At 71.1% G+C, this 19,835-nt stretch carries 15 protein-coding genes and 2 tRNA genes; 14 read left to right on the top strand and 3 right to left on the bottom strand.

The annotated features are described in order from the left end of the window. Nucleotides 1-4: 4 nt before the first annotated feature. From ACFWWR_RS04935 to ACFWWR_RS04920, 4 genes are all read left to right on the top strand, one after another. Nucleotides 5-1,744 (top strand): LytR C-terminal domain-containing protein, encoded by a 1,740-nt coding sequence (locus tag ACFWWR_RS04935; protein WP_384302001.1) that lies wholly within the window; start codon nucleotides 5-7, stop codon nucleotides 1,742-1,744. Nucleotides 1,745-1,849: 105 nt separating this feature from the next. Further along, a complete protein-coding gene (gene rsfS / locus ACFWWR_RS04930; RefSeq protein WP_383870871.1) occupies nucleotides 1,850-2,293 on the top strand; it encodes a ribosome silencing factor in 444 nt (147 codons plus the stop codon). Next, nucleotides 2,290-2,958, top strand: a complete 669-nt coding sequence (locus ACFWWR_RS04925; RefSeq protein WP_383870874.1) for a histidine phosphatase family protein — start codon at nucleotides 2,290-2,292, stop codon at nucleotides 2,956-2,958. Before rsfS ends, ACFWWR_RS04925 begins: the two co-directional genes overlap by 4 nt. A gap of 92 nt (nucleotides 2,959-3,050) precedes the next feature. Continuing rightward, nucleotides 3,051-3,123, top strand: a tRNA-Ala gene (locus tag ACFWWR_RS04920). A 98-nt stretch (nucleotides 3,124-3,221) separates the two neighbouring features. Here the strand turns inward: ACFWWR_RS04920 and ACFWWR_RS04915 are convergent. Continuing rightward, nucleotides 3,222-4,067: a helix-turn-helix transcriptional regulator gene (locus tag ACFWWR_RS04915; RefSeq protein WP_384301998.1), complete on the bottom strand. Its 846-nt coding sequence runs from the start codon at nucleotides 4,065-4,067 to the stop codon at nucleotides 3,222-3,224. A 94-nt stretch (nucleotides 4,068-4,161) separates the two neighbouring features. Here ACFWWR_RS04915 and ACFWWR_RS04910 point away from each other — a divergent pair, with 94 nt between their 5' ends. The 3 genes from ACFWWR_RS04910 (at nucleotide 4,162) to ACFWWR_RS04900 (ending at nucleotide 6,365) form a co-directional block, all read left to right on the top strand. Then, nucleotides 4,162-5,634 (top strand): MFS transporter, encoded by a 1,473-nt coding sequence (locus ACFWWR_RS04910; RefSeq protein WP_384301996.1) that lies wholly within the window; start codon nucleotides 4,162-4,164, stop codon nucleotides 5,632-5,634. A 246-nt stretch (nucleotides 5,635-5,880) separates the two neighbouring features. Then, nucleotides 5,881-6,114: a hypothetical protein gene (locus tag ACFWWR_RS04905; protein ID WP_053750770.1), complete on the top strand. Its 234-nt coding sequence runs from the start codon at nucleotides 5,881-5,883 to the stop codon at nucleotides 6,112-6,114. A 178-nt stretch (nucleotides 6,115-6,292) separates the two neighbouring features. After that, a tRNA-Ala gene (locus ACFWWR_RS04900) sits at nucleotides 6,293-6,365 on the top strand. A gap of 127 nt (nucleotides 6,366-6,492) precedes the next feature. On the opposite strand, the gene ACFWWR_RS04895 is transcribed toward ACFWWR_RS04900, so the two are convergent. Together ACFWWR_RS04895 and ACFWWR_RS04890 are read right to left on the bottom strand one after the other, a co-directional pair. Beyond that, a complete protein-coding gene (locus tag ACFWWR_RS04895) occupies nucleotides 6,493-8,106 on the bottom strand; it encodes an NADH-quinone oxidoreductase subunit NuoF family protein (RefSeq protein ID WP_217239927.1) in 1,614 nt (537 codons plus the stop codon). After that, on the bottom strand, nucleotides 8,103-9,392 hold the full coding sequence (locus tag ACFWWR_RS04890; protein ID WP_384301994.1) for a cytochrome b/b6 domain-containing protein: 1,290 nt from the start codon (nucleotides 9,390-9,392) through the stop codon (nucleotides 8,103-8,105). Before ACFWWR_RS04890 ends, ACFWWR_RS04895 begins: the two co-directional genes overlap by 4 nt. A 450-nt stretch (nucleotides 9,393-9,842) precedes the next feature. On the opposite strand from ACFWWR_RS04890, the gene leuS reads away from it, so the two are divergent. The 7 genes from leuS to ACFWWR_RS04855 all read left to right on the top strand — a co-directional run bounded on the left by leuS (nucleotide 9,843) and on the right by ACFWWR_RS04855 (nucleotide 19,723). Further along, on the top strand, nucleotides 9,843-12,731 hold the full coding sequence (gene leuS / locus ACFWWR_RS04885) for a leucine--tRNA ligase (protein WP_383870886.1): 2,889 nt from the start codon (nucleotides 9,843-9,845) through the stop codon (nucleotides 12,729-12,731). A gap of 135 nt (nucleotides 12,732-12,866) precedes the next feature. Next, entirely contained in the window at nucleotides 12,867-13,619 is a 753-nt protein-coding gene (locus ACFWWR_RS04880) for a hypothetical protein (RefSeq protein ID WP_383870888.1), read from the top strand. Between the two features lie 71 nt (nucleotides 13,620-13,690). Beyond that, nucleotides 13,691-14,536 carry a DegV family protein gene (locus ACFWWR_RS04875; RefSeq protein WP_383870891.1) on the top strand — a complete coding sequence of 282 codons (846 nt, stop codon included), beginning with the start codon at nucleotides 13,691-13,693 and terminating at the stop codon, nucleotides 14,534-14,536. A 161-nt stretch (nucleotides 14,537-14,697) separates the two neighbouring features. Further along, nucleotides 14,698-15,786, top strand: coding sequence for a helix-hairpin-helix domain-containing protein (locus ACFWWR_RS04870; protein WP_384301992.1), 1,089 nt, complete (start codon nucleotides 14,698-14,700; stop codon nucleotides 15,784-15,786). 251 nt (nucleotides 15,787-16,037) lie between these two features. Beyond that, on the top strand, nucleotides 16,038-18,533 hold the full coding sequence (locus tag ACFWWR_RS04865) for a ComEC/Rec2 family competence protein (RefSeq protein ID WP_384302120.1): 2,496 nt from the start codon (nucleotides 16,038-16,040) through the stop codon (nucleotides 18,531-18,533). Between the two features lie 4 nt (nucleotides 18,534-18,537). Next, complete coding sequence (locus ACFWWR_RS04860) at nucleotides 18,538-19,395, top strand: arylamine N-acetyltransferase (RefSeq protein ID WP_384301990.1); 858 nt, start codon at nucleotides 18,538-18,540, stop codon at nucleotides 19,393-19,395. Nucleotides 19,396-19,477: 82 nt separating this feature from the next. After that, on the top strand, nucleotides 19,478-19,723 hold the full coding sequence (locus tag ACFWWR_RS04855) for a hypothetical protein (protein WP_383870899.1): 246 nt from the start codon (nucleotides 19,478-19,480) through the stop codon (nucleotides 19,721-19,723). The last annotated feature ends 112 nt before the right edge of the window (nucleotides 19,724-19,835 follow it).

The raw sequence follows: 19,835 nt of genomic DNA, 5'->3' as shown, positions 1-19,835 counted from the left end.
ACCGGTGAACGACCGATACGACGCGGGATACGGCGGCAATCGCGACGACCAGTACGAACTCGTCGGCTACGACGAGTACGGCAGGCCGATGTACCGGCCGGTCCCGCCGCAGCAACAGCAGCAGGCCCCCCAGCAGCCGTACGACCCGTACGCGCAGCAGGGCTACGGCTACGACCCGTACGCCTCGGGCGGACAGCAGCCGGCCCCCGCGTACGACCCGTACGACACCGGCCGGCAGGCACCCGTACCGCCGCCCTACGACCCCTACGGCACCGGTGCCCAGCAGGGCGGGCCGACGCCGTCGTACGACCCCTACGGCCATGCCGCGACGAGCGGTCATCAACCCCGCGTCGCCGAGCAGACCGCCTACATCCCGCAGCAGGCCGGCCCGGCCGCGGAAGCGGACACCTCTGGGCAACGCCACCGCGCCGGCGCCGACGAGGACCACCGGCCCGATGGCGAACGGGGGTTCCACACCGAGCAGTTCGCCTTCGTCGAGGAGCCGGACAGCGACTCCGAAGACGTCATCGACTGGCTGAACTTCACCGAGAACCGCACCGAACGCCGCGAGGAAGCCAAGCGCCGCGCCCGCAGCCGCCTCGTCTCCCTCGTGGTGGTCCTGGCACTCGTCGCGGTCGGTGGTGTCGGCTACCTCTGGTACGCCGGGAAGCTGCCCGGACTGTCCTCGTCCCCGGACGAGAAGACCGGCACGGCCACCGCCGTCGGAGCCCAGAACCGCGACGTGATCGTCGTCCACCTGCACAACACCGCGGAGGGTGGCACGTCCACGGCACTGCTCGTCGACAACACCACCACCAAGCAGGGCACCACCGTCCTGCTGCCCAACTCCCTCGTGCTGACGGACGACGACGGCACCACGACCACCCTCGCCAAGTCGGTCGAGGACGACGGCTCCTCCGGTACCCGCGACTCCCTCGACGGCGTCCTCGGCACCGACATCGAGGGCACCTGGCGCCTCGACACCCCCTACCTGCAGAACCTGGTCGACCTCGTCGGCAACATCGAGGTCGACACCAACGCCGACGTGCCCGACCCGGAAGCCAAGAAGGGCCAGGCACCCCTGGTGAAAAAGGGGAAGGCCCAGACGCTCAGCGGCAAGACGGCCGTCGCTTACGCCACCTACCGTGCCTCCGGCGAGGCCCAGGACGCCCAGCTGGAGCGGTTCGGCCAGGTCATGCAGGGTGTGCTGCGCAAGCTGTCCTCCGACCCCACGGCCGCGACGACCACCGTGCAGACGCTGGCGCAGATCCTCGACCCCTCGCTCACGGACAAGGACCTCGGCACCTTCCTCGCCAAGCTCGCCGACCGTGCCAAGGGCGGCGACTTCAAGACCGCGCTGCTGCCCGTGCAGACCGACGGCACCCTGAGTGCCGAGGCGAGCGACAGCGTCGTCAAGGACGTGCTCGGCGGTACCGCGAAGAGCCCCGACAAGGACGCCGCGGTCAGCGTCTCCGTCCAGAACGCCACCGGCGTCAAGGACAACACCGAGAAGGCCCGCGTCGTCCTTCTCAACGGCGGCTTCAGCTTCCTGGAAGGCGGCACGGCCTCCGGGACCCGGGCCACGTCCAAGGTCGTGTACGCCGACGCCGCCGACAAGGAGAACGCCACCGAGGTCGCCAAGACCCTGGGCCTGGACGCCGGCTCCGTCACCAAGGGCAAGGTGTCGGGGAGCGCGAACGTGGCCGTGGTCCTCGGCCAGGACTACGAGCCGGCCTCCTCCTGACCGAGCCCTCGAGGGCCACCCCACGTGATCCACTGATCGCGTGGGGCGGCCTCGGCGGTCCGTGAGACCCTTGGTGTCAAGTGTCCGCCGACCGAAAGCCTTGCAGTGACCGCGACTGACCGCTCTCTCGAGCTCATCCACACCGCCGCTCAGGCGGCCGCCGACAAGCTGGCGCACGACGTCATCGCCTACGACGTCAGTGACGTCCTGTCGATCACCGACGCCTTCCTGCTGGCCTCCGCCCCCAACGACCGCCAGGTCAAGTCGATCGTCGACGAGATCGAGGAGCGGCTCTCGAAGGAGCTCGGCGCCAAGCCGGTGCGCCGCGAGGGCGACCGCGAGGCCCGCTGGGTCCTGCTCGACTACGTGGACATCGTCGTCCACGTCCAGCACAGCGAGGAGCGCGTCTTCTACGCCCTGGAACGGCTGTGGAAGGACTGCCCCGAGCTCGACCTGCCCGCCGACGCCAAGGCGACCCGCGGCAAGGCCCAGGAGCACGCCAAGCTGCGCGCCGAGGAGGACGCCGCCGAGTTCGGGGACGCACGGTGAGCGCCCCCGCGGGAGCCGGCCGGAAGCCGGGCCGCGGCCGCCGTGTCATCCTCTGGCGGCACGGCCAGACCGCATGGAACGTGGAGCGCCGCTTCCAGGGCACCACGGACGTCGCCCTCACCGAGACCGGCGTCTCCCAGGCCCGGCGCGCGGCCCGGCTGCTGGCCTCCCTGAGCCCTGACGCGATCGTCGCCTCCGACCTTCAGCGGGCCGCCGACACGGCCGCCGAGCTCACCGAGCTCACCGGCCTGGAGGTGACCCACGACGAGGGACTGCGGGAGACCTACGCGGGTGTCTGGCAGGGGTTGACGCACGAGGAGATCATCGCCCGGCACGGCGAGGAGTACGCGGCGTGGAAGCGCGGCGAGCCGGTGCGCCGCGGCGGCGGCGAACTGGAGACCGAGGTCGCCGACCGCGCCGCCCCCGTGGTGCTGCGGCACGCCGAGAAGCTCCCCGACGACGGCACGCTCGTCGTCGTCAGCCATGGCGGCACGATCCGGACGACCATCGGACGCCTCCTCGGCCTGGAGGCGCACCACTGGGAGAGCCTCGGCGGACTCTCCAACTGCTGCTGGTCCGTCCTCGGCGAGGGGGCCCGCGGCTGGCGCCTCCTCGAGCACAACGCCGGCACCCTCCCGGAGCCGGTGCTCGGCGACGACGACTGAGCGGCGCACCCGGCCCGCGACCCGGATTTCACTTTCCGGCAGGTCGCAGGCTAAAGTTCTTCTTGTTCGCCCGCCGAGCGGGAAGAACGCAAGGGGCTATAGCTCAGTTGGTAGAGCGCCTGCATGGCATGCAGGAGGTCAGGAGTTCAATTCTCCTTAGCTCCACAGATCGGCAGTCTCAAGTCGCACTCTTGAGTTGTCAAAGATCGTGAGTTGTCTTTCATCGCTTGGTGAAGATCCCGTCCCGTTGGGGCGGGATTTCTTTATGCCCTCCTCAAAAGCGCCGTGCGCCGGGCCGTCTCCTCGTCGTCCGGTGTGTAGACGACGATCCGGCACTCCGGCATCCCGTTGATCGACAGCGACACCGATGTCATCCGCAGCTCGCCCGTCCGCGCGTGCCGGAACGTCTTCACCCGTCGCCCGGGCTCCGCCACGTCGCCGCTCTCCCACAACCGAGCGAACAGTGGGCTCGTTGCCGACAGCCTGCGTATGAAGTCCTCCCAGACCGGCTCACCGGCATGCAGCCCGTAGGCGGCGCGCAGGGTCGCGACCATCACCGGCAGCTCCGTGTCCCGGAACATCAACGGACAGTCGTCATCCGGCACTGTGAACAGGGCCCACAAGGCGTTGGGCGGGCGCTCGGCCGGCATCGGCCCGGAGAGGAACAGGTCGCGGTAGACGGAGTTGGCGGCGAGGATGTCGTACCGCGAGTTGTAGACCACCGCGGGGCGTGGTGCGAGGGCCTCGATGATGCCCAGGACTTCCGGCCCCACGGTCTGCGCCAGGGCTTCCGGCACGTGCTCGTAGGGCACTTCGGCGAGGTGGTAGAGATGCTCCCGCTCCGGCGGGTCGAGGCGCAGGGTGCGGGCCACGGCTTCCAGCACCTGCGCCGAGGCGTTGATCGGTCGGCCCTGCTCCAGCCACGTGTACCAGGTCACACCCACGCCCGAGAGCTGGGCGACCTCCTCGCGGCGCAGCCCCGGGGTGCGGCGCCGGAAGCCCGGCGGCATGCCCACGTCCGCCGGTGTCACCCGGGCCCGCCGCGTGCGCAGGAAAGCGGCCAGCTCGGGCCTGCGGCGCTGTGTCGTCCCCATCGTCACGTCCCCCATCGTCGACGCCGGACCTGCCCCCTGCCAGGTGCTGGCAATACCAGCATCAGCGGGCACTCGGCACCCGTACCGGAGCGGCGCCAGGCTCGGTGGCATGACGACGACGCCCCGGACCGGGCCGGGTCCCGCACCCGTTCCAAGTCCTGCCATCAGTAAAGCGGCCGCCACTGACAATCGGGCCCGGCCGCTGCTCGCTCTCGTCCTCGCCGCCCAGTTCATGGCGTTGCTCGACGTGTTCATCGTGAACGTGGCGGCGCCCACCATCGCCACCGACCTCCACGCGTCCGGCGGGGACCTGCAGCTGGTGATCGCCGGGTACGCCATCACCTACTCCGTGCTGCTGATCACCGGCGCTCGGCTCGGCGACCGGTTCGGCCACGGCCGGGTCCACCTCGCCGGGCTCGCCCTGTTCACGGTGGCCTCGCTCGCCTGCGGTCTGGCGCAGGGCTCCGCCGAGCTGATCGTGTTCCGGCTGGTCCAGGGCGCCGGCTCGGCGGTGATGATCCCTCAGGTGCTCAGCCTGATCCAGCGCAACTTCACCGGCGAGGCCAGGATGAAGGCGCTCGGCGCCTACTCGGCGGTCCTCGCCGCCGGCGCCGCCGCCGGACAGGTCGTCGGCGGAGTCCTGGTCAGCGCCGACCTGTTCGGCACCGGCTGGCGGCCGGTGTTCCTGGTCAACGTGCCGGTGGGCCTCGTCCTGCTGGCCCTCGGCAGCCGCGTACTGCTGCCTGGGGACGGCGCCGCGGCACCTGGGCGGGCACGCGGCCTCGATCTGCCCGGACTGGTGCTGCTCGGCGCGGCGGTGTCGCTGTTCACGGTGCCGCTGGTGCTCGGGCAGGAGGAGGACTGGCCGCTGTGGTCCTGGCTGTCGCTGGCCACGTCCGCGATCGTGTTCGGTCTGTTCTGGTGGTACGAGTCCCGGCTGGCCCGGCGTGCTGGTGCCCCGCTGATCGCGCCCCGGGTGCTGCGTCATCCGGGAATGGGCCTCGCCGTCTTCCGGATCCTGGCGGTGATGGCCGTCAATGGCGGCTTCCTGTTCGCGCTCACCCTGCACGTCCAGGGAGGCCTCGGTTACAGCGCGCTGCGGGCCGGTCTCACCTTCGCGCCGACCGCGGTCGTCTTCGGCCTGGTCGGCCTCACCTGGCGCAACTGGCCCGCCGCCTGGCAGCGTGCCCTGACCCCGGCCGGGTTCGTGATCACCGCGCTGGCGGTCGCGGGGGTGGGCCTGGTCCTGAAGGGCGGCGACGAGGGCGGTGCGCCGCTGTACGTCGCGTACGCCGGTGTGGGCGTCGGGCTGGCGCTCGCCTTCGGCCCGACCCTCACACGGGCGCTGGCCACGGTGCCGGCCGAGAACGCGGCGGACGCCAGCGGTCTGCTGGTCACGGTCACCCAACTCGGCCAGCTGACCGGCGTCGCGGTGTTCGGCACACTGTTCTTGAACCGGCTTGAGTCACTTGGGGGCTCGGAGGCGTATACCTCTGCGGAGGCGCTGTTGGCGTGCATGTTCGCGCTGGCCGGGACCGCCGCGGTGGGTGCCGTGTCCGGACTGGTACTGAGGCGTCGCTGACCGTATTGGTCCGGCCGTGGCAGAATCAAACGGCCGGAAGGGGGCGCGGCCCGACGGGAGGGAGTAGTGATGCCTGCGAGCATCCTCGTGGAGGTCGGCCACCTCCGCGAAGCAGCATCGACACGGGACACGGTCACCCGCCTCAGCTGCCCTTCCTGTGGTTCCGTCCATGTCGCGCAGGTTCTGGGGGACAACGGAGGGATTTCCTACGTGTGCACGGCCTGCGGCCACAGCTGGAGCTGATCGATGGGTGCACACAGGCGAAAGTGCGACTGGTGCGGCAGCGGTACGCCCATCGTCCGTGACATGGAGCCCGTCAACCCCGAGTACCAGTACTGGTGCGAGGAGTGCGCGCGGGCGCTGATCATAAAAGGCGATCCGATCGAGACGTACCGCGAACTGGAGGGCGAGCCGATCTACGGGCGGCTCCTCGAAGAGCACTGCACGCTCAAACGGTTCTACTCGTTCGTCACCGCGTGAGCCGACATCGCGTGAGCCGACATCGCGTCAGCCGTCACCGCGTGAGCCGACATCAACTCCCGTATCCGGACAGAACGGAAACGATTTGGTGCTCCACGCGGTCGGCCGGTAAAGTTGGCGTCGCCGCCAGGGAAGCCTGGCGAAGCGGTCAATATGCGGCTTCGCCGCGTGGCTGCGAGGGGCTATAGCTCAGTTGGTAGAGCGCCTGCATGGCATGCAGGAGGTCAGGAGTTCAATTCTCCTTAGCTCCACAGCAATCGAAGGCGGGTGATCCGTGAGGATGACCCGCCTTCGACGTGTGTGGGTGTGTGTCCGCCGATGGCAGTCGATGACAGGCGAACGGCGGGCCGCCCCGAAGGGCAGCCCGCCGGAGTGTGTTCAGCGGCCCAGGGCGCGGCGGCCGCGGCCCTGGGAGAGGACCGGGAGGTTGTTGCGGGTTGCGCCCTGCGAGCGGGTGTCCTCCTCGAGGCGCAGGGCCAGTGCCGGGCAGCGCCGCACCGCGCGCAGTGCCTTCGCCTCCGCGTAGCGCGGCACCTGGGCCTGCGCGACGGTCGGGAACCCGTCGGCGCCCAGCTCGAAGACCTCCGGGAGGATGTCGGCGCACAGGCCGTGGCCCCGGCACAGCGTCCAGTCGACGTAGATCTTCTGGCGGCTGGGGCCGTTCTCCTCGGACTCGCTGCCGCCGGGAATGCCCGTGGGCGTCTGGCCGCCCTCGAAGAGCGGCAGAACGCCCTCCACGGGCCTTCCGCAGCCGTTCCCGAGGACGTGCGCGGCCAGGTCGTCCGTGAACGCCTTGATCGTCGACTCCAGGAACATCGCGGACCCGTCGGGGTGCGAACACGCCCCGCGCCGTTTCACGTTCTTGGCGACCTGCTTGAGGGCCTCGAGGGCGGCCGGGCCGCCGCCGTTGATGATGTCCTCCATGCCGCGCGCGGCGGCCGGCAGGCCGAGGTAGCAGGGACCGCACTGTCCCGCGCTCTCCTCGGCCAGCCACTGCGCCACGCGCAGTGACTCGCCCAGCGGACAGGTCTCCTGACTGATCGGCAGGATCGCTCCGGCACCGAGCGAACCGCCCACCGCGTCCAGGGAGTTGCGGGAGACGATCGCCTCGTTGACCGTCGCCGCGTCGATCCACTTGCCGTGGTAGCCGCCGGTCAGCACGCCCTGCGGAACCGGTGGGGCTCCGGCGAGCTGGAGGACGTAGCGCAGCGGCACGCCCGTGGGGACCTCGATGACCATGGGGCGGGCGACCGCGCCGGAGACCGTGAGCATGACGGTGCCCGGCTCGTCGTACAGGCCGGTGTTGCCGTAGCGCTCCGGGCCGATGCGGGCGGCGATCGCGAGTTGGGCGAAGGTCTCCGCGTTCGACAGCAGGGTGGGCGCTCCGCCCACACCGGTCTGCGAGGCGCTGACCTTGCGGCCGGGCGGGATCGCGGGGCCGCCGTCGATGGAGCGGATCAGCGACGCCGCCGCGCCGGTGACCATGCGGACGGGATTGCGCTGCACGCGCGCGCGCAGCGCCGATCGGCGGCCGTTGCTGAGGCCGCGCTCGGCGAGCGCGGCCTCCATGGAGCGTTGCGTGGACTCACGGGTGACCCCCACCACGAGCGTGCGGGCACCCAGCGCCTCCGCGACCAGCAGCGCGCCGTCCAGGATGAGGTGCGGGGCACGGTTGATGAGCACCGTGTCCTTGCGACAGGCCGGCTCGTCCTCGCTGCCGTTGACGACGACGACCGGCCGTACGCCGCGCTTGATCGCCGATTCGGCGACCGAGCGCAGCTTCTTGTGGAAGGGGAAGCCCGCGCCGCCGCGGCCCTTCAGGTTGATGGCCTCCGAGAGCTTCGCGAGCTGCTCTCCACCCATGGGTTCGAGCGGCCCGTGCACCTTCAGGTGCATGGGCAGATCGAGCCTTTCCACAAGGTCGAAGCCCGACGTGAGCTGGGGAAGACCGACCACGCGGACTTCTGGGACGTCGGGCAGGGCCTCGTTCACTTAAAGCCTCCGGAAGGCGTGTTCCAAGGTTCGCCCGAACCCGGTGCGTCGAAGTCGTACGAAGCACCGGGCAGTGTTTCAGTGGCGGGACCGCTGTTGTACGTGTCGTTCGGGTTGTACGTGCCGTAGTAGGTGTTCGACTCACCGGTGTCGTACACGTCACTCGTGCCGTACTGGCCCGCACCCGGATTCCCGCCATAGGCGGGGATGTTGTATCCGGTGTCCTGGAGCGGGTCGTAGGCCGACGGGGGCGCCTCGCCGACCGGCGGCGGTGACGGGATCGGCCAGCTGCCCGACGTGCTGCCGCCGTTGTCGACGCGCGGGATCGCCTCCGTGGCCTGCATGTCCATCGGCAGGTCCATGCGCGCGGTCTGGTCGGCGTAGGGCTGCCGCTGGCGCGGCGTCGACACGGCCCGGTAGGCGGCCGCGAAGCCGTTGGCGGGCTCCGGGGACGCGGGGCCGCCCAGGGGGGCGTCGTACGAGGGAGACGGGCTGGGCCGGGAGCGGGTCCCGCGCTGGTTCTCGTAGCCGGGCAGCGCGCCGCCCTCCGCCATCCTGGCCCGGCTCGCGTCGAGCTCCTCGCGGCCCGGCCGCTCCTCGCCGGCCCCCAGGACCGCGGTGATCTTGTCGGCGACCCTGCGCTTGACCGGGCGCGGAGCCGCGCGCAGGGCGAGCGCCGCGGTGACGCCGAGCAGGGAGAGGCCGTACAGGATGACGAAGATCGGTTTCGCCGTGCGACCCGCGTAGAGGCCGTGGATGAGTGCCGCGCACCAGGCCGGGTAGGCCAGCATGTGCATGGCACGCCAGCGGGCCGCCACCGGGGCGGGAGAGGCGAATGCGCTGCGCATGGCGCCGGTGATGCCGACGAAGATCATGAGCAGGCCTGCGAGGGAGCCGAGGCCGATCAGGCCGGAGCTTCCGGTGACGCCGAGCGAGAAGGGGATCAGCGCCGAGATCAGACTTGTGTGGTCGAGTGCGATCTTGGTGGTGATGTGCAACAGCAGGAACGCGATCGAGGCGACCGCGGTCGTCCGGTGCACCGCCTGTCCGATGATCCGTTGGCGCGTGTTCAGGAACACCCGGTCCTGGGCGACCAGGCCCCAGATCACCGAGCAGCTGAGCGAGACGAGGCACAGGACGCCCGCGCCGAAATTCAGGAAGTCCCGGACCCTGTCACCTCCGACCAGCACGAATACGGGTAGGAAGAGCAGGAAGGCAGCCGACGCAGCCCCATAGGCCGACCGGCCCGGCTTGGGGAGTGAGCTGTTACTACGACGAGGGTTCATGGGGGCAACTCCGAGCAGTTTCGGGAAAGCGGTCCCGCTGCCGCACTCTAAGTGGCTCCATACCGATGGGTACGAGGTTTGAGTTATTGCGTTGTTATCAAACGACAATGTGGTCGTTGCGATGTCCCGTTAGTGGCTGTTACGCGAAGTAACCTTTGACGTCGGTTCGGTTGATGCCGGGTGTGATCGGTGGGCTGGACGGAATCTGTGAGGGGCGGCACCCGGTGCCAATGAGGCATACGTAAGCGCGTCGCATCGTGCTCAACGGCTGCGGTACCCTAACGCCATGCGTGCCGTACGCCTTCTGCTTAGCGAGCCGCGCTGATCAGTCCCGACCACCGGGCGAATCGGATGGTCGGAATCGGCGCGGCGTCCCCTCCTGTGCGAGGGGATTTTTCGTTTCTCGGATCACAGCCGCTGGCAGAGACGATCGATGGAGCTTTGAGGACCATGAGCGAGACGAACCCCGCTGCCACCGCTGCCATGTCGGCGGAAACGGCGCCGCACCGCTACACGGCCGCCATGGCGGCCGACATCGAGGCACGCTGGCAGGACTTCTGGGACGCCGAGGGCACCTACGCGGCGCCGAACCCGAGCGGTGACCTGGCGGACGACCCGGACCTGGCGGCCAGGCCCAAGAAGTTTCTCATGGACATGTTCCCGTATCCGTCCGGTGCGGGCCTGCACGTCGGCCATCCCCTGGGCTACATCGCCACCGACGTCTTCGCCCGCTTCCATCGGATGACCGGCCACAACGTCCTGCACACCCTGGGCTTCGACGCCTTCGGCCTGCCCGCCGAGCAGTACGCCGTGCAGACCGGCACGCACCCGCGCGTGTCCACCGAGGCCAACATCGAGAACATGAAGGTCCAGCTGCGCCGGCTGGGCCTGGGCCACGACAACCGCCGGTCGTTCGCCACGATCGACCCGGACTACTACAAGTGGACCCAGTGGATCTTCCTGCAGATCTTCAACTCCTGGTACGACGACGCGGCCGACAGGGCCCGCCCCATCTCCGAGCTGATCGCCCAGTTCGAGACCGGTGAGCGCGCCGTACCGGGGCACACGCGCGCGTGGCACGAGCTGAGTGACATCGAGCGCGCCGACGTGCTGAGCGAGTTCCGCCTGGCGTACGCCTCCGACGCGCCCGTCAACTGGTGCCCTGGGCTGGGCACCGTGCTGGCCAACGAGGAGGTCACCGCCGACGGCCGCTCGGAGCGCGGCAACTTCCCCGTCTTCAAGGCCAAGCTGCGCCAGTGGAACATGCGCATCACCGCCTACGCCGACCGGCTCCTGGACGACCTGGACGCGCTGGACTGGCCCGAGGCCATCAAGCTGCAGCAGCGCAACTGGATCGGCCGCTCCGAAGGCGCCCGCGTCGACTTCCCGATCGACGGCGAGCGCATCACGGTCTTCACCACGCGCCCGGACACCCTGTTCGGCGCGACCTACATGGTGCTGGCGCCCGAGCACCCGCTGGTCGAGAAGTTCACGCCGGCCGCCTGGCCCGAGGGCACGCACGAGGTGTGGACCGGCGGTCACGCGACCCCGGCCGAGGCCGTCGCCGCGTACCGCGCCCAGGCCGCCTCCAAGTCGGACGTCGAGCGGCAGGCCGAGGCCAAGGACAAGACCGGCGTCTTCATCGGCGCGTACGCGACCAACCCGGTCAACGGCGATCAGGTCCCGGTCTTCATCGCCGACTACGTGCTGATGGGCTACGGCACCGGCGCGATCATGGCCGTCCCGGCGGGCGACCAGCGCGACTTCGAGTTCGCGCGCGCCTTCGAGCTGCCGATCCACTGCATCGTCGAGCCGACCGACGGCCGCGGCACCGACACCTCGACGTGGGAGGACGCCTTCGCCTCGTACGACGCGAAGATCATCAACTCCGCCAACGACGAGGTCTCGCTGGACGGCCTGGGCGTCGCCGACGCCAAGGCGCGCATCATCGAGTGGCTGGAGTCGAAGGGCGTCGGCGAGGGCACCGTCAACTTCCGGCTGCGTGACTGGCTGTTCAGCCGGCAGCGCTACTGGGGCGAGCCCTTCCCGATCGTCTACGACGAGGACGGCATCGCCCACTCCCTGCCCGAGTCGATGCTGCCGCTGGAGCTGCCGGAGGTCGAGGACTACTCGCCGCGCACCTTCGACGCGGACGACGCCGACACCGAGCCCGAGACCCCCCTGTCGCGCAACGAGGACTGGGTCAACGTCACCCTGGACCTGGGTGACGGACGCGGCCCCCGTCCGTACCGCCGCGAGACCAACACCATGCCCAACTGGGCCGGTTCCTGCTGGTACGAGCTGCGCTACCTGGACCCGCACAACGACCAGAAGCTGGTCGACCCGGAGATCGAGCAGTACTGGATGGGCCCCCGCGAGGGCCAGCCGCACGGCGGCGTCGACCTGTACGTCGGCGGCGCGGAGCACGCCGTGCTGCACCTGCTGTACGCGCGCTTCTGGTCCAAGGTCCTGCACGACCTGGGGCACGTCTCCTCGGCCGAGCCGTTCCACAAGCTGTACAACCAGGGCATGATCCAGGCCTTTGTCTACCGCGACAGTCGTGGCATCGCGGTGCCCGCCGCTGAGGTGGAGGAGCGCGACGGCGCGTACTACTACCAGGGCGAGAAGGTCTCCCGGCTGCTGGGCAAGATGGGCAAGTCCCTGAAGAACGCGGTCACTCCGGACGAGATCTGCGAGGAGTACGGCGCGGACACCCTGCGCCTGTACGAGATGGCGATGGGCCCGCTGGACGTGTCCCGGCCGTGGGACACGCGCGCGGTGGTGGGCCAGTTCCGGCTGCTGCAGCGGCTGTGGCGCAATGTCGTGGACGAGACGACCGGCTCCCTGTCGGTGGCTGACACCGAGCCCGACGTGGACACGCTGCGCGCTCTGCACAAGGCGATCGAAGGGGTGCGCCAGGACCTGGAGGGCATGCGGTTCAACACCGCCATCGCCAAGGTCACCGAGCTGAACAACCACCTGACCAAGGCGGGCGGCGCCGTGCCGCGCTCCGTCGCCGAGCCGCTGGTGCTGCTGGTCGCGCCGCTGGCCCCGCACATCGCCGAGGAGCTGTGGCGCAGGCTGGGGCACACCGACTCGGTCGTCCACCAGGACTTCCCGGTCGCCGACCCGGCGTACGTCGTGGACGAGAGTGTGACCTGCGTCGTGCAGATCAAGGGCAAGGTCAAGGCGCGGCTGGAGGTCTCCCCGTCCATCTCCGACGACGAGCTGGAGAAGGTCGCGCTGGCCGACGAGAAGGTCGTGGCGGCGCTGGACGGCGCGGGCATCCGCAAGGTGATCGTGCGGGCTCCGAAGCTGGTGAACATCGTTCCGGCGTAGGTACGGCGGCATCCGGCGGCTACTCGGGGTAGTCCCCTACGGGCAGGTTCGGGGTTTTTCTGGAACTCCGGGCCTGCCCGTAGCGTTTACCGTTGAGAGCGGCGCGGAGCGTGCCGATGGTCGGAGGAGGAGCTGGTGGAAGCAGTGATCGCAGTAGTCGCCCTGCTTTTCGTGCTCTTTGTGGTGCTCGGTGCCTACGCCACGGTGAAGGTGGTCGGTGCCGCCAAGCGCGGAGTGGACCGCACCATCACGCAGGCCCGCCGTACGGTCGAGGATCACACACTGCGCGCCAAGTCCTTCGCCCAGTTCGGCCCGGCGGGCGAGCTCGCCCAACTGCGGCTGAAGCTGCGCACGTCGATGCGCGCCACCCAGGACGCGCTGCACGCGGGCGTGGCCGAGGACCAGTCCCTGAAGGAGTCCCTCGGCCTCTTCGAGCGGCTCAGCGCGCACGGACACGAACTGGACGCCGAGCTCAGGCGCCTGGAGTCCGAGCCCGACAAGTCGACGCTCGGCGAGCGGATGCCCGCTCTGCGCGAGCGCACCGAGCGGATCACCCAGTCGGCGGACTCGCTGCGCTGGGCGGCCCGCGACCGGGCCCGCCGCTTCGCCGACGACGACCTGGACTCGCTGAGCACGCAGATCGACGTCGAGGCCGGTGCCCTGCGGCACTGGACGACAGCGGAACCCAGCTCCGGTTCCGCCACACCGCCGCCCCCGTGGCCGGAGGCCCCGGCCGCTGCCGACGCCGACGGCACGCCCCAGCAGACCTGGCCCCAGACGCATCAGGAACGCACCGCCGACGAGCCCGCGCGGCCGGCCATCACCCCGCCCAGTGCGCGCCCCACGTATCCCTGGCAGAAGAAGACCCGCCCCGAGACCACGACTTGATCCGGACACGGGAACCCAGGTGAGAGGGGCCGGGCTGCCGCCAGGGCGCTACGCCAGGTAACCTCCAGCTCATGTCCCGCCATGTCGCGATCGTCACCGATTCAACGGCCTACCTGCCGCCGCGGACGATGGAGCGTCACGGCATCACCGCGGTGCCGCTGACCGTGGTTCTCGGCGACCGGGCGCTCGAAGAGGGCACCGAGATCTCGACCCGTTCCCTGGCCCAGGCGCTGCAGAAGCGGCGCTCCGTCACCACCTCGCGCCCGAGCCCGCAGGTGTTCGCGGAGACCTACCGCAAGGTCGCCGAGTCCGGCGCCACCGGCATCGTCTCCCTGCACCTGTCCGCCGAACTCTCCGGCACGCACGACGCGGCGGTCGTGGCGGCGCGCGAGGCTCCGATTCCGGTACGGGTGGTGGACACCGGAATGGTCGCCATGGCCCTCGGGTTCTGCGCGCTCGCCGCGGCCCAGGTCGCGGAGACGGGCGGCACGGTGGACGAGGCCGTCACGGCCGCGGAGAAACGGGCCGCGGGGACCTCCGCCTACTTCTACGTCGACACCCTCGACTATCTGCGTCGCGGTGGTCGGATCGGCGCCGCACAGGCACTCTTCGGTTCCGCGCTCGCGGTGAAGCCGCTGCTGCAGCTCCAGGGCGGCCGGATCGAGCCCTTGGAGAAGGTGCGGACGGCGTCGAAGGCCATCGCCCGCCTCGAGGAGATCGTGGCGGACCGGGCCGGCAGCGCCCAGGTCGACATCGCCGTGCACCATCTCGCCGCCCCCGAGCGGGCGTCGGCCTTGGCGGACCGCCTGCGGGTGCGGGTGCCGGGCCTGGCCGATCTGCATGTGAGCGAGGTCGGTGCGGTGATCGGGGCGCATACGGGGCCTGGGTTGTTGGGGGTTGTGGTCTCGCCGCGTTGAGGTCGGCGAGTCGGGCGTCTCGGGACGCGGTGTGGAGAGATGTGCCGGCCACCGAAGCGTTGTCACTCGTGTGAGTGACGGAGTTATCCACAACCGGGCGGTTGTCCCCGGGAATTGACCAAGATCATCGCGGCAGAGCCGATGTGACCGATCCTCGGCGCATGGCACTTCGATCACGCTCACGCACAGCGAATCCCACCAGTGGCCCCGGACGCGGCCCCTCCTCCGACGGACGCACCCGTCACCGCCGGGCACCCGCCCGCGGCGGCCGTGCCCGGCACCGGCACGCCTCCGCGGACGAACTCCGGCGGCGGGCCGAGGCTCTGTTCGCCGAACGCGCGGGGGAGTGGCGGGAGTCGGGGAAGAGTCCGCCGGGCGGGGAAGCGCGGGCTGTGGACGGTCTCGACGGGAGTGCGGGTGCGAGCCCGGCTGCGTCGGATGCCGGCGGGTCGGCTGAGGCAGTCAGGACCGGTGAGGCCGGCCTTGAGGTGGGGCTCGGCGCCGTGGGGCGGCGGCGGGCGTGGGCCGGGCTCGCTCTGCGGGAGCGGATGCCGGTGTGGGTGCAGACGAGGTGTGGTCTGGAGCGGCGGAGCGTGCTCGCGCTCTCCGTGTTGCTCGTGCTCGCCGCGGTCTTCGCCGTGCAGCACTTCTGGGCGGGCCGGACCGAGTCCGTACGAGCGCCCGAGGTGGTGCGAGCGGCGGCTCCGTACGAGGAGGGGCAGCACCGCGGCGAGCAGGCGGAGCCGACCGTCTCCGCCGGTGCGCCGAACGCCGTGGGGACGGCCGGGGTCGAGATCGTCGTGGATGTCAGCGGCAAGGTTCGTGAGCCTGGGATCCACCGCCTGCCGGCCGGTTCGCGGGTCGCCGACGCGTTGCGCGCGGCCGGTGGTGTGCGTCCCGGTACGAACACCGACGGTCTCAACCGTGCCCGGTTCCTCGTGGACGGAGAACAGGTGATCGTCGGCGGTCCCGCCGTCGCCGCGATGCCTGGCTCGGGCGGTACGGGAGGTACGGGTGTGGGCGGCCCGGCCGGTTCGGTGGGGGGAGCGGCGCCGACGGCCCCCGTCTCCCTCAACACGGCCACCGTGGACCAGCTGGACACGCTGCCGGGCGTCGGCCCGGTGCTGGCGCAGCACATCCTCGACTACCGCACCCAGCACGGGGGCTTCCGCTCGGTGGACGAACTGCGTGAGGTCAACGGCATCGGCGACCGCCGCTTCGCCGACCTGCGGAATCTCGTACGGCCATGAGGCAGACCCCCCACGTGCCGACCGGGCACGACGTGGCCGACGCCGGGCCCGGCGCTGAACGCCGCCTCGGCGGTGAACCCCGTGCCGGTGGTGAACCTCGTGCCGGTGGTGTACCTCGGGTCCGCCTGGATCCCCGTGCCGGTGGTGAACCTCGGTTCCTCCTTGAACCGCGCTCCGGCCCTGAACCGCGCTCCGGCCGTGAGCCCCGCCCAGGCCGCAGCTTCACCGTCCACACGGCCTCCGGGAAGCGGCTGGGAGACGCTCACCCCCGACAGGAAGGACCGACGGATCTGCGTCTCGTACCGCCCGCGCTCGCGGCCTGGGCGACGGCGGCGCTGACGCTGGACGCATCGGCGCGGTGGGTCACCGCCCTCACTGTGGGCTGTATCGCGGCAGCGGGTGTACTCCTCGTGTCCGCGCGGGCGCGGGTCCGGCCCTCACGCGTCACCTGGCCCCGTGCCTCGGTCGCCGCCGTGCTGCTCTGTGTAGGAGCGGCCGCCGTGTCCGCCGGGCTCCACGGCGCCGATCTGCGGCGGGGTCCGGTGCCCGTGCTGGCACGGCAGTACGCCACGGCGACCGCCGAGGTCGAAGTGACCTCCGATCCCCGGCTCACCCGGCCCCGGATCAGGGGAAACCACGCGGCGCCGGTCTCTGTGCTGATCAACGCGGAAGTACGACGCGTCGAGGCAGCGCACGGGACGGCGGTCGCGACGCGCACGCCGGTGCTGGTGATCGTCGACGCGGGTTCGGGAGCGGGCCGGCCTCCTGGCGGGGCGTCGGGAGCGCGGGTCTCCGCGGACGGACCGGGCCGGTCGCCCTGGCTCGGGCTGTTGCCGTCCACGCGATTGCGGGTGACCGCCCGGCTGGCGCCCGCCGCGGTGGGCGGCGACCGGGTCGCGGCCGTGCTGCGGGTGCGGGGCCGGGCGGGACCGGAGGTGGTGCGGGAGCCGTCGGCGGCGCAGCGGTTCGCTGGCCGGCTGCGCGCGGGGCTGCGGGAGGCCACGGACGGGCTGTCGGCGGACGCGCGGGCGCTGTTGCCGGGGCTGGTCGTCGGGGACACCTCACGGATCACCCCGGAACTGGACGAGGCATTCAAGGAGACCGATCTCGCGCACATCCTGGCCGTCTCGGGGAGCAACCTCACGATCATCCTCGCCCTGTTCGTCGGCCCGCCCGGCCTGGCCCAGCTCGCCGAGCGCCGCGGAATCGCGCCCCGCCTGGGCATCTCACTCCGGACGACCGCGCTATTGGGCGGGGTGCTGACCCTCGCGTTCGTCGTCGTGTGCAGGCCGGACCCGAGTGTGCTGCGGGCCGCGGCCTGCGGAGCGGTCGCGCTGCTCGCGCTCGCGACCGGACGCCGGAGGTCACTGATCCCGGCGCTGGCGACGGCCGTCCTGCTGCTGGTGCTGTACGACCCATGGCTGGCCCGGAGCTACGGCTTCCTGCTCTCCGTGCTGGCCACCGGCGCACTGCTCACGCTGGCGCCCCGCTGGAGCCTCGCGCTGCGACGGCGCCGGGTTCCGCCGCGACTGGCCGAGGCTCTGGCGGCCGCGGCCGCCGCGCAGGCCCTGTGCGCGCCGGTCGTCGCCGTGCTGTCGGCGCGGGTGAGCCTGGTGGCGGTGCCGTGCAACATTCTTGTGGAGTTCGCGGTCGCGCCGGCCACGGTGCTGGGCTTCGCAGCGTTGGCCACGGCGCCCGTGGTGATGCCGGTGGCGAAGGCGCTGGCGTGGTGCGCGAGTTGGCCGACGGAGTGGATCGCCGGAATCGCTCGCACGGGGGCCGCATTGCCCGGCGGCGGAGTGGACTGGCCGGACAGCTGGGCCGGTGCGGCGCTGCTGCTCCTCGTCACCGTGGTCGTCCTGCTGGTGGGGAGGCGGCTGCTGGGACATCCCTGGCTGTGCGCCGCCTGCGGGCTGCTGGTCCTGCTGGCCGTCGTGCAGCCACCGCCGCTGACCAGGGTGATCACGGGTTGGCCGCCGCCGGGTTGGCGGCTGGCGATGTGTGACGTGGGGCAGGGTGACGCGACGGTGCTCGCGGCCGGCGAGGGCACGGGCGTGGTCGTGGACACGGGGCCCGATCCGGAGCTGGTCGACCACTGTCTGCGCACGCTCGGCATCACCAGGATCCCACTGGTCGTGCTGACCCACTTCCATGCCGACCATGTGGCGGGGCTGCCCGGAGTGCTGCGCGGGCGGTCCGTCGGGGCGATCGAGACGACCGGCTACGAAGAGCCCGTGGATCAGGCCGAGTTCGTACGGAGGCAGGCGGCGGCGCGGCGTATCCCCGTGACGCGTGGCGTGGCCGGGGAGCAGCGGCGCACCGGGGCACTGTCCTGGGAGGTGTTGTGGCCGCCGCCGAGCCCGCTGCCGGAGCCGGAGGGGCCGAACGACGCCAGCGTGGCCCTGCTCGTCAGGTCGGCCGGGCTGCGGTTCCTGCTCCTCGGGGACCTCGAACCGCCGGCGCAGCAGGCGCTGTTGCGGTCCTCCGCGGGTGCGCGGCTGGGCGGGATGGACGTGCTCAAGGTCGCCCACCATGGCTCCGCGTATCAGGACCCGGAGCTGATACGCCGGGTGGCCCCGCGGCTGGCGCTCATCTCCTGCGGCGCCGACAACCCGTACGGACATCCCGCGCCCAGTACGGTCGCGGCGCTGCGGGCGGGCGGTGCGGTGGTGCTGCGGACCGACCGGGACGGGGCACTCGCCGTTGCCGGTGCGGGCCCCGGGGAGCTTCGGGTGGCGCGAGACTGAGGTTATGAATTCCGAACAGGTTGACGCCTACCTTCGCCGTCTCGGAGTCGAGCGGTCGGCGTGGCCCGCCGCTCCCGGCGGCGCCCCGAGCGCCACCACCGGCGTGCTGCGCGATCTGCATCTGCGCCATCTGCAGACCGTGCCCTTCGAGAACCTGTCGGTCCACCTCGGAGAGGAGATAGTGCTGGAGGAGAAGCGGCTGCTGGACAAGGTGGTGGGCGCGCGGAGGGGAGGGCTCTGTTACGAACTCAACGGCGCCTTCGGACTGTTGCTCACCGCGCTCGGGTTCGACGTCACGCTGCTCGCGGCGCGAGTGTACGGGGAGGAGGGGCGGCTCGGGATTCCGTACGACCATGTCGCGCTGCGGGTGCGAACAGTGGACGGGAGTGACTGGCTGGCGGACGTCGGGTTCGGGGCGCACAGCCACCTTCCGCTGGCGTTCGGGGCGCGAGGGGAGCAGGAGGATCCCGCGGGCACGTTCCGGATCGTCGAGGCGGGGCCGGATGAGGCGGCCGGGGTTCGGGCGGTGGGGGCGGCGGATCTGGATGTCTTCATGGACGGCAGGGCGGAGTACCGGTTGGAGGTGCGGCCACGGGGGCTCGGGGACTTCGTGGTCGGCGCATGGTGGCACAGCACCTCGCCCCGGTCGCACTTCACACGGTCGCTGGTCTGCTCGCGGGTCACGGAGGACGGGGGGCGGATCACGCTCAGCGGGCGTCGCTTCAAGGTGACGGGGAGCGATGGGACGCGGAAAGAGCGTGGGCTGGAGACGGACGAGGAGGTGCTGGAGGTGTATCGGGAGCGGTTCGGCGTCGAGCTCGACCGTGTGCCGGTGGTGCGGAGTGCCGACCGGAGCGGGTGATTCTTCTTGCCGAGGGGGAGGGAGGGAGCGAGCCGGGCAGGGAGGCTCGGTTCGGTCGGGCGGGGTGCCTGACAATGGCTCCGTGAGTGATGTGAGACATGTGCTGGTGCTGCCCGACCGGGATGCGGCGGAGGAGGTGGCCGAGGCGCTGCGGGAGCGGCTCGGGGTCGACGAGGAGCCGCGGCTTGTGCGGGATGCGTTGGCCGGGGAGGACGATGCGGAGGACGCGCAGTGGCTGGTGGTGCTGCGGGATGACGGGGAGCGGTTGGATCCTCGGGAGCTGGACGAGTTCGTGGGGGAGTGGGATGGGTGGCGGGAGGAGCCGTAGCTTCCGGGCGGGGTGGGGCTGGGCCGGAGGCTCGCCAGTGCGCGGCCTTGGTGCCGGGGCGTGGGTCGCGCGACCCGCGCCGACGGGGTGCCGTCCGCGCCCACCCGTGCCG

The sequence above is a fragment of the Streptomyces sp. NPDC058678 genome (assembly GCF_042714835.1).
Taxonomy (GTDB): Bacteria; Actinomycetota; Actinomycetes; order Streptomycetales; family Streptomycetaceae; genus Streptomyces.
The sequence above is the reverse complement of the archived record's forward strand: the minus strand, read 5'-3'. Positions and strand labels throughout refer to the sequence as shown.

What these genes read in the sequence shown, in the direction of transcription:
- ACFWWR_RS04910 (WP_384301996.1), top strand. Translation starts at nt 4,162, where the DNA reads ATGACGACGACGCCCCGGACCGGGCCGGGTCCCGCACCCGTTCCAAGT.
- ACFWWR_RS04905 (WP_053750770.1), top strand. Translation starts at nt 5,881, where the DNA reads ATGGGTGCACACAGGCGAAAGTGCGACTGGTGCGGCAGCGGTACGCCC.
- ACFWWR_RS04890 (WP_384301994.1), bottom strand. Translation starts at nt 9,392, where the DNA reads ATGAACCCTCGTCGTAGTAACAGCTCACTCCCCAAGCCGGGCCGGTCG.
- ACFWWR_RS04870 (WP_384301992.1), top strand. Translation starts at nt 14,698, where the DNA reads ATGGCACTTCGATCACGCTCACGCACAGCGAATCCCACCAGTGGCCCC.
- leuS (WP_383870886.1), top strand. Translation starts at nt 9,843, where the DNA reads ATGAGCGAGACGAACCCCGCTGCCACCGCTGCCATGTCGGCGGAAACG.
- ACFWWR_RS04860 (WP_384301990.1), top strand. Translation starts at nt 18,538, where the DNA reads ATGAATTCCGAACAGGTTGACGCCTACCTTCGCCGTCTCGGAGTCGAG.
- ACFWWR_RS04875 (WP_383870891.1), top strand. Translation starts at nt 13,691, where the DNA reads ATGTCCCGCCATGTCGCGATCGTCACCGATTCAACGGCCTACCTGCCG.
- ACFWWR_RS04915 (WP_384301998.1), bottom strand. Translation starts at nt 4,067, where the DNA reads ATGGGGGACGTGACGATGGGGACGACACAGCGCCGCAGGCCCGAGCTG.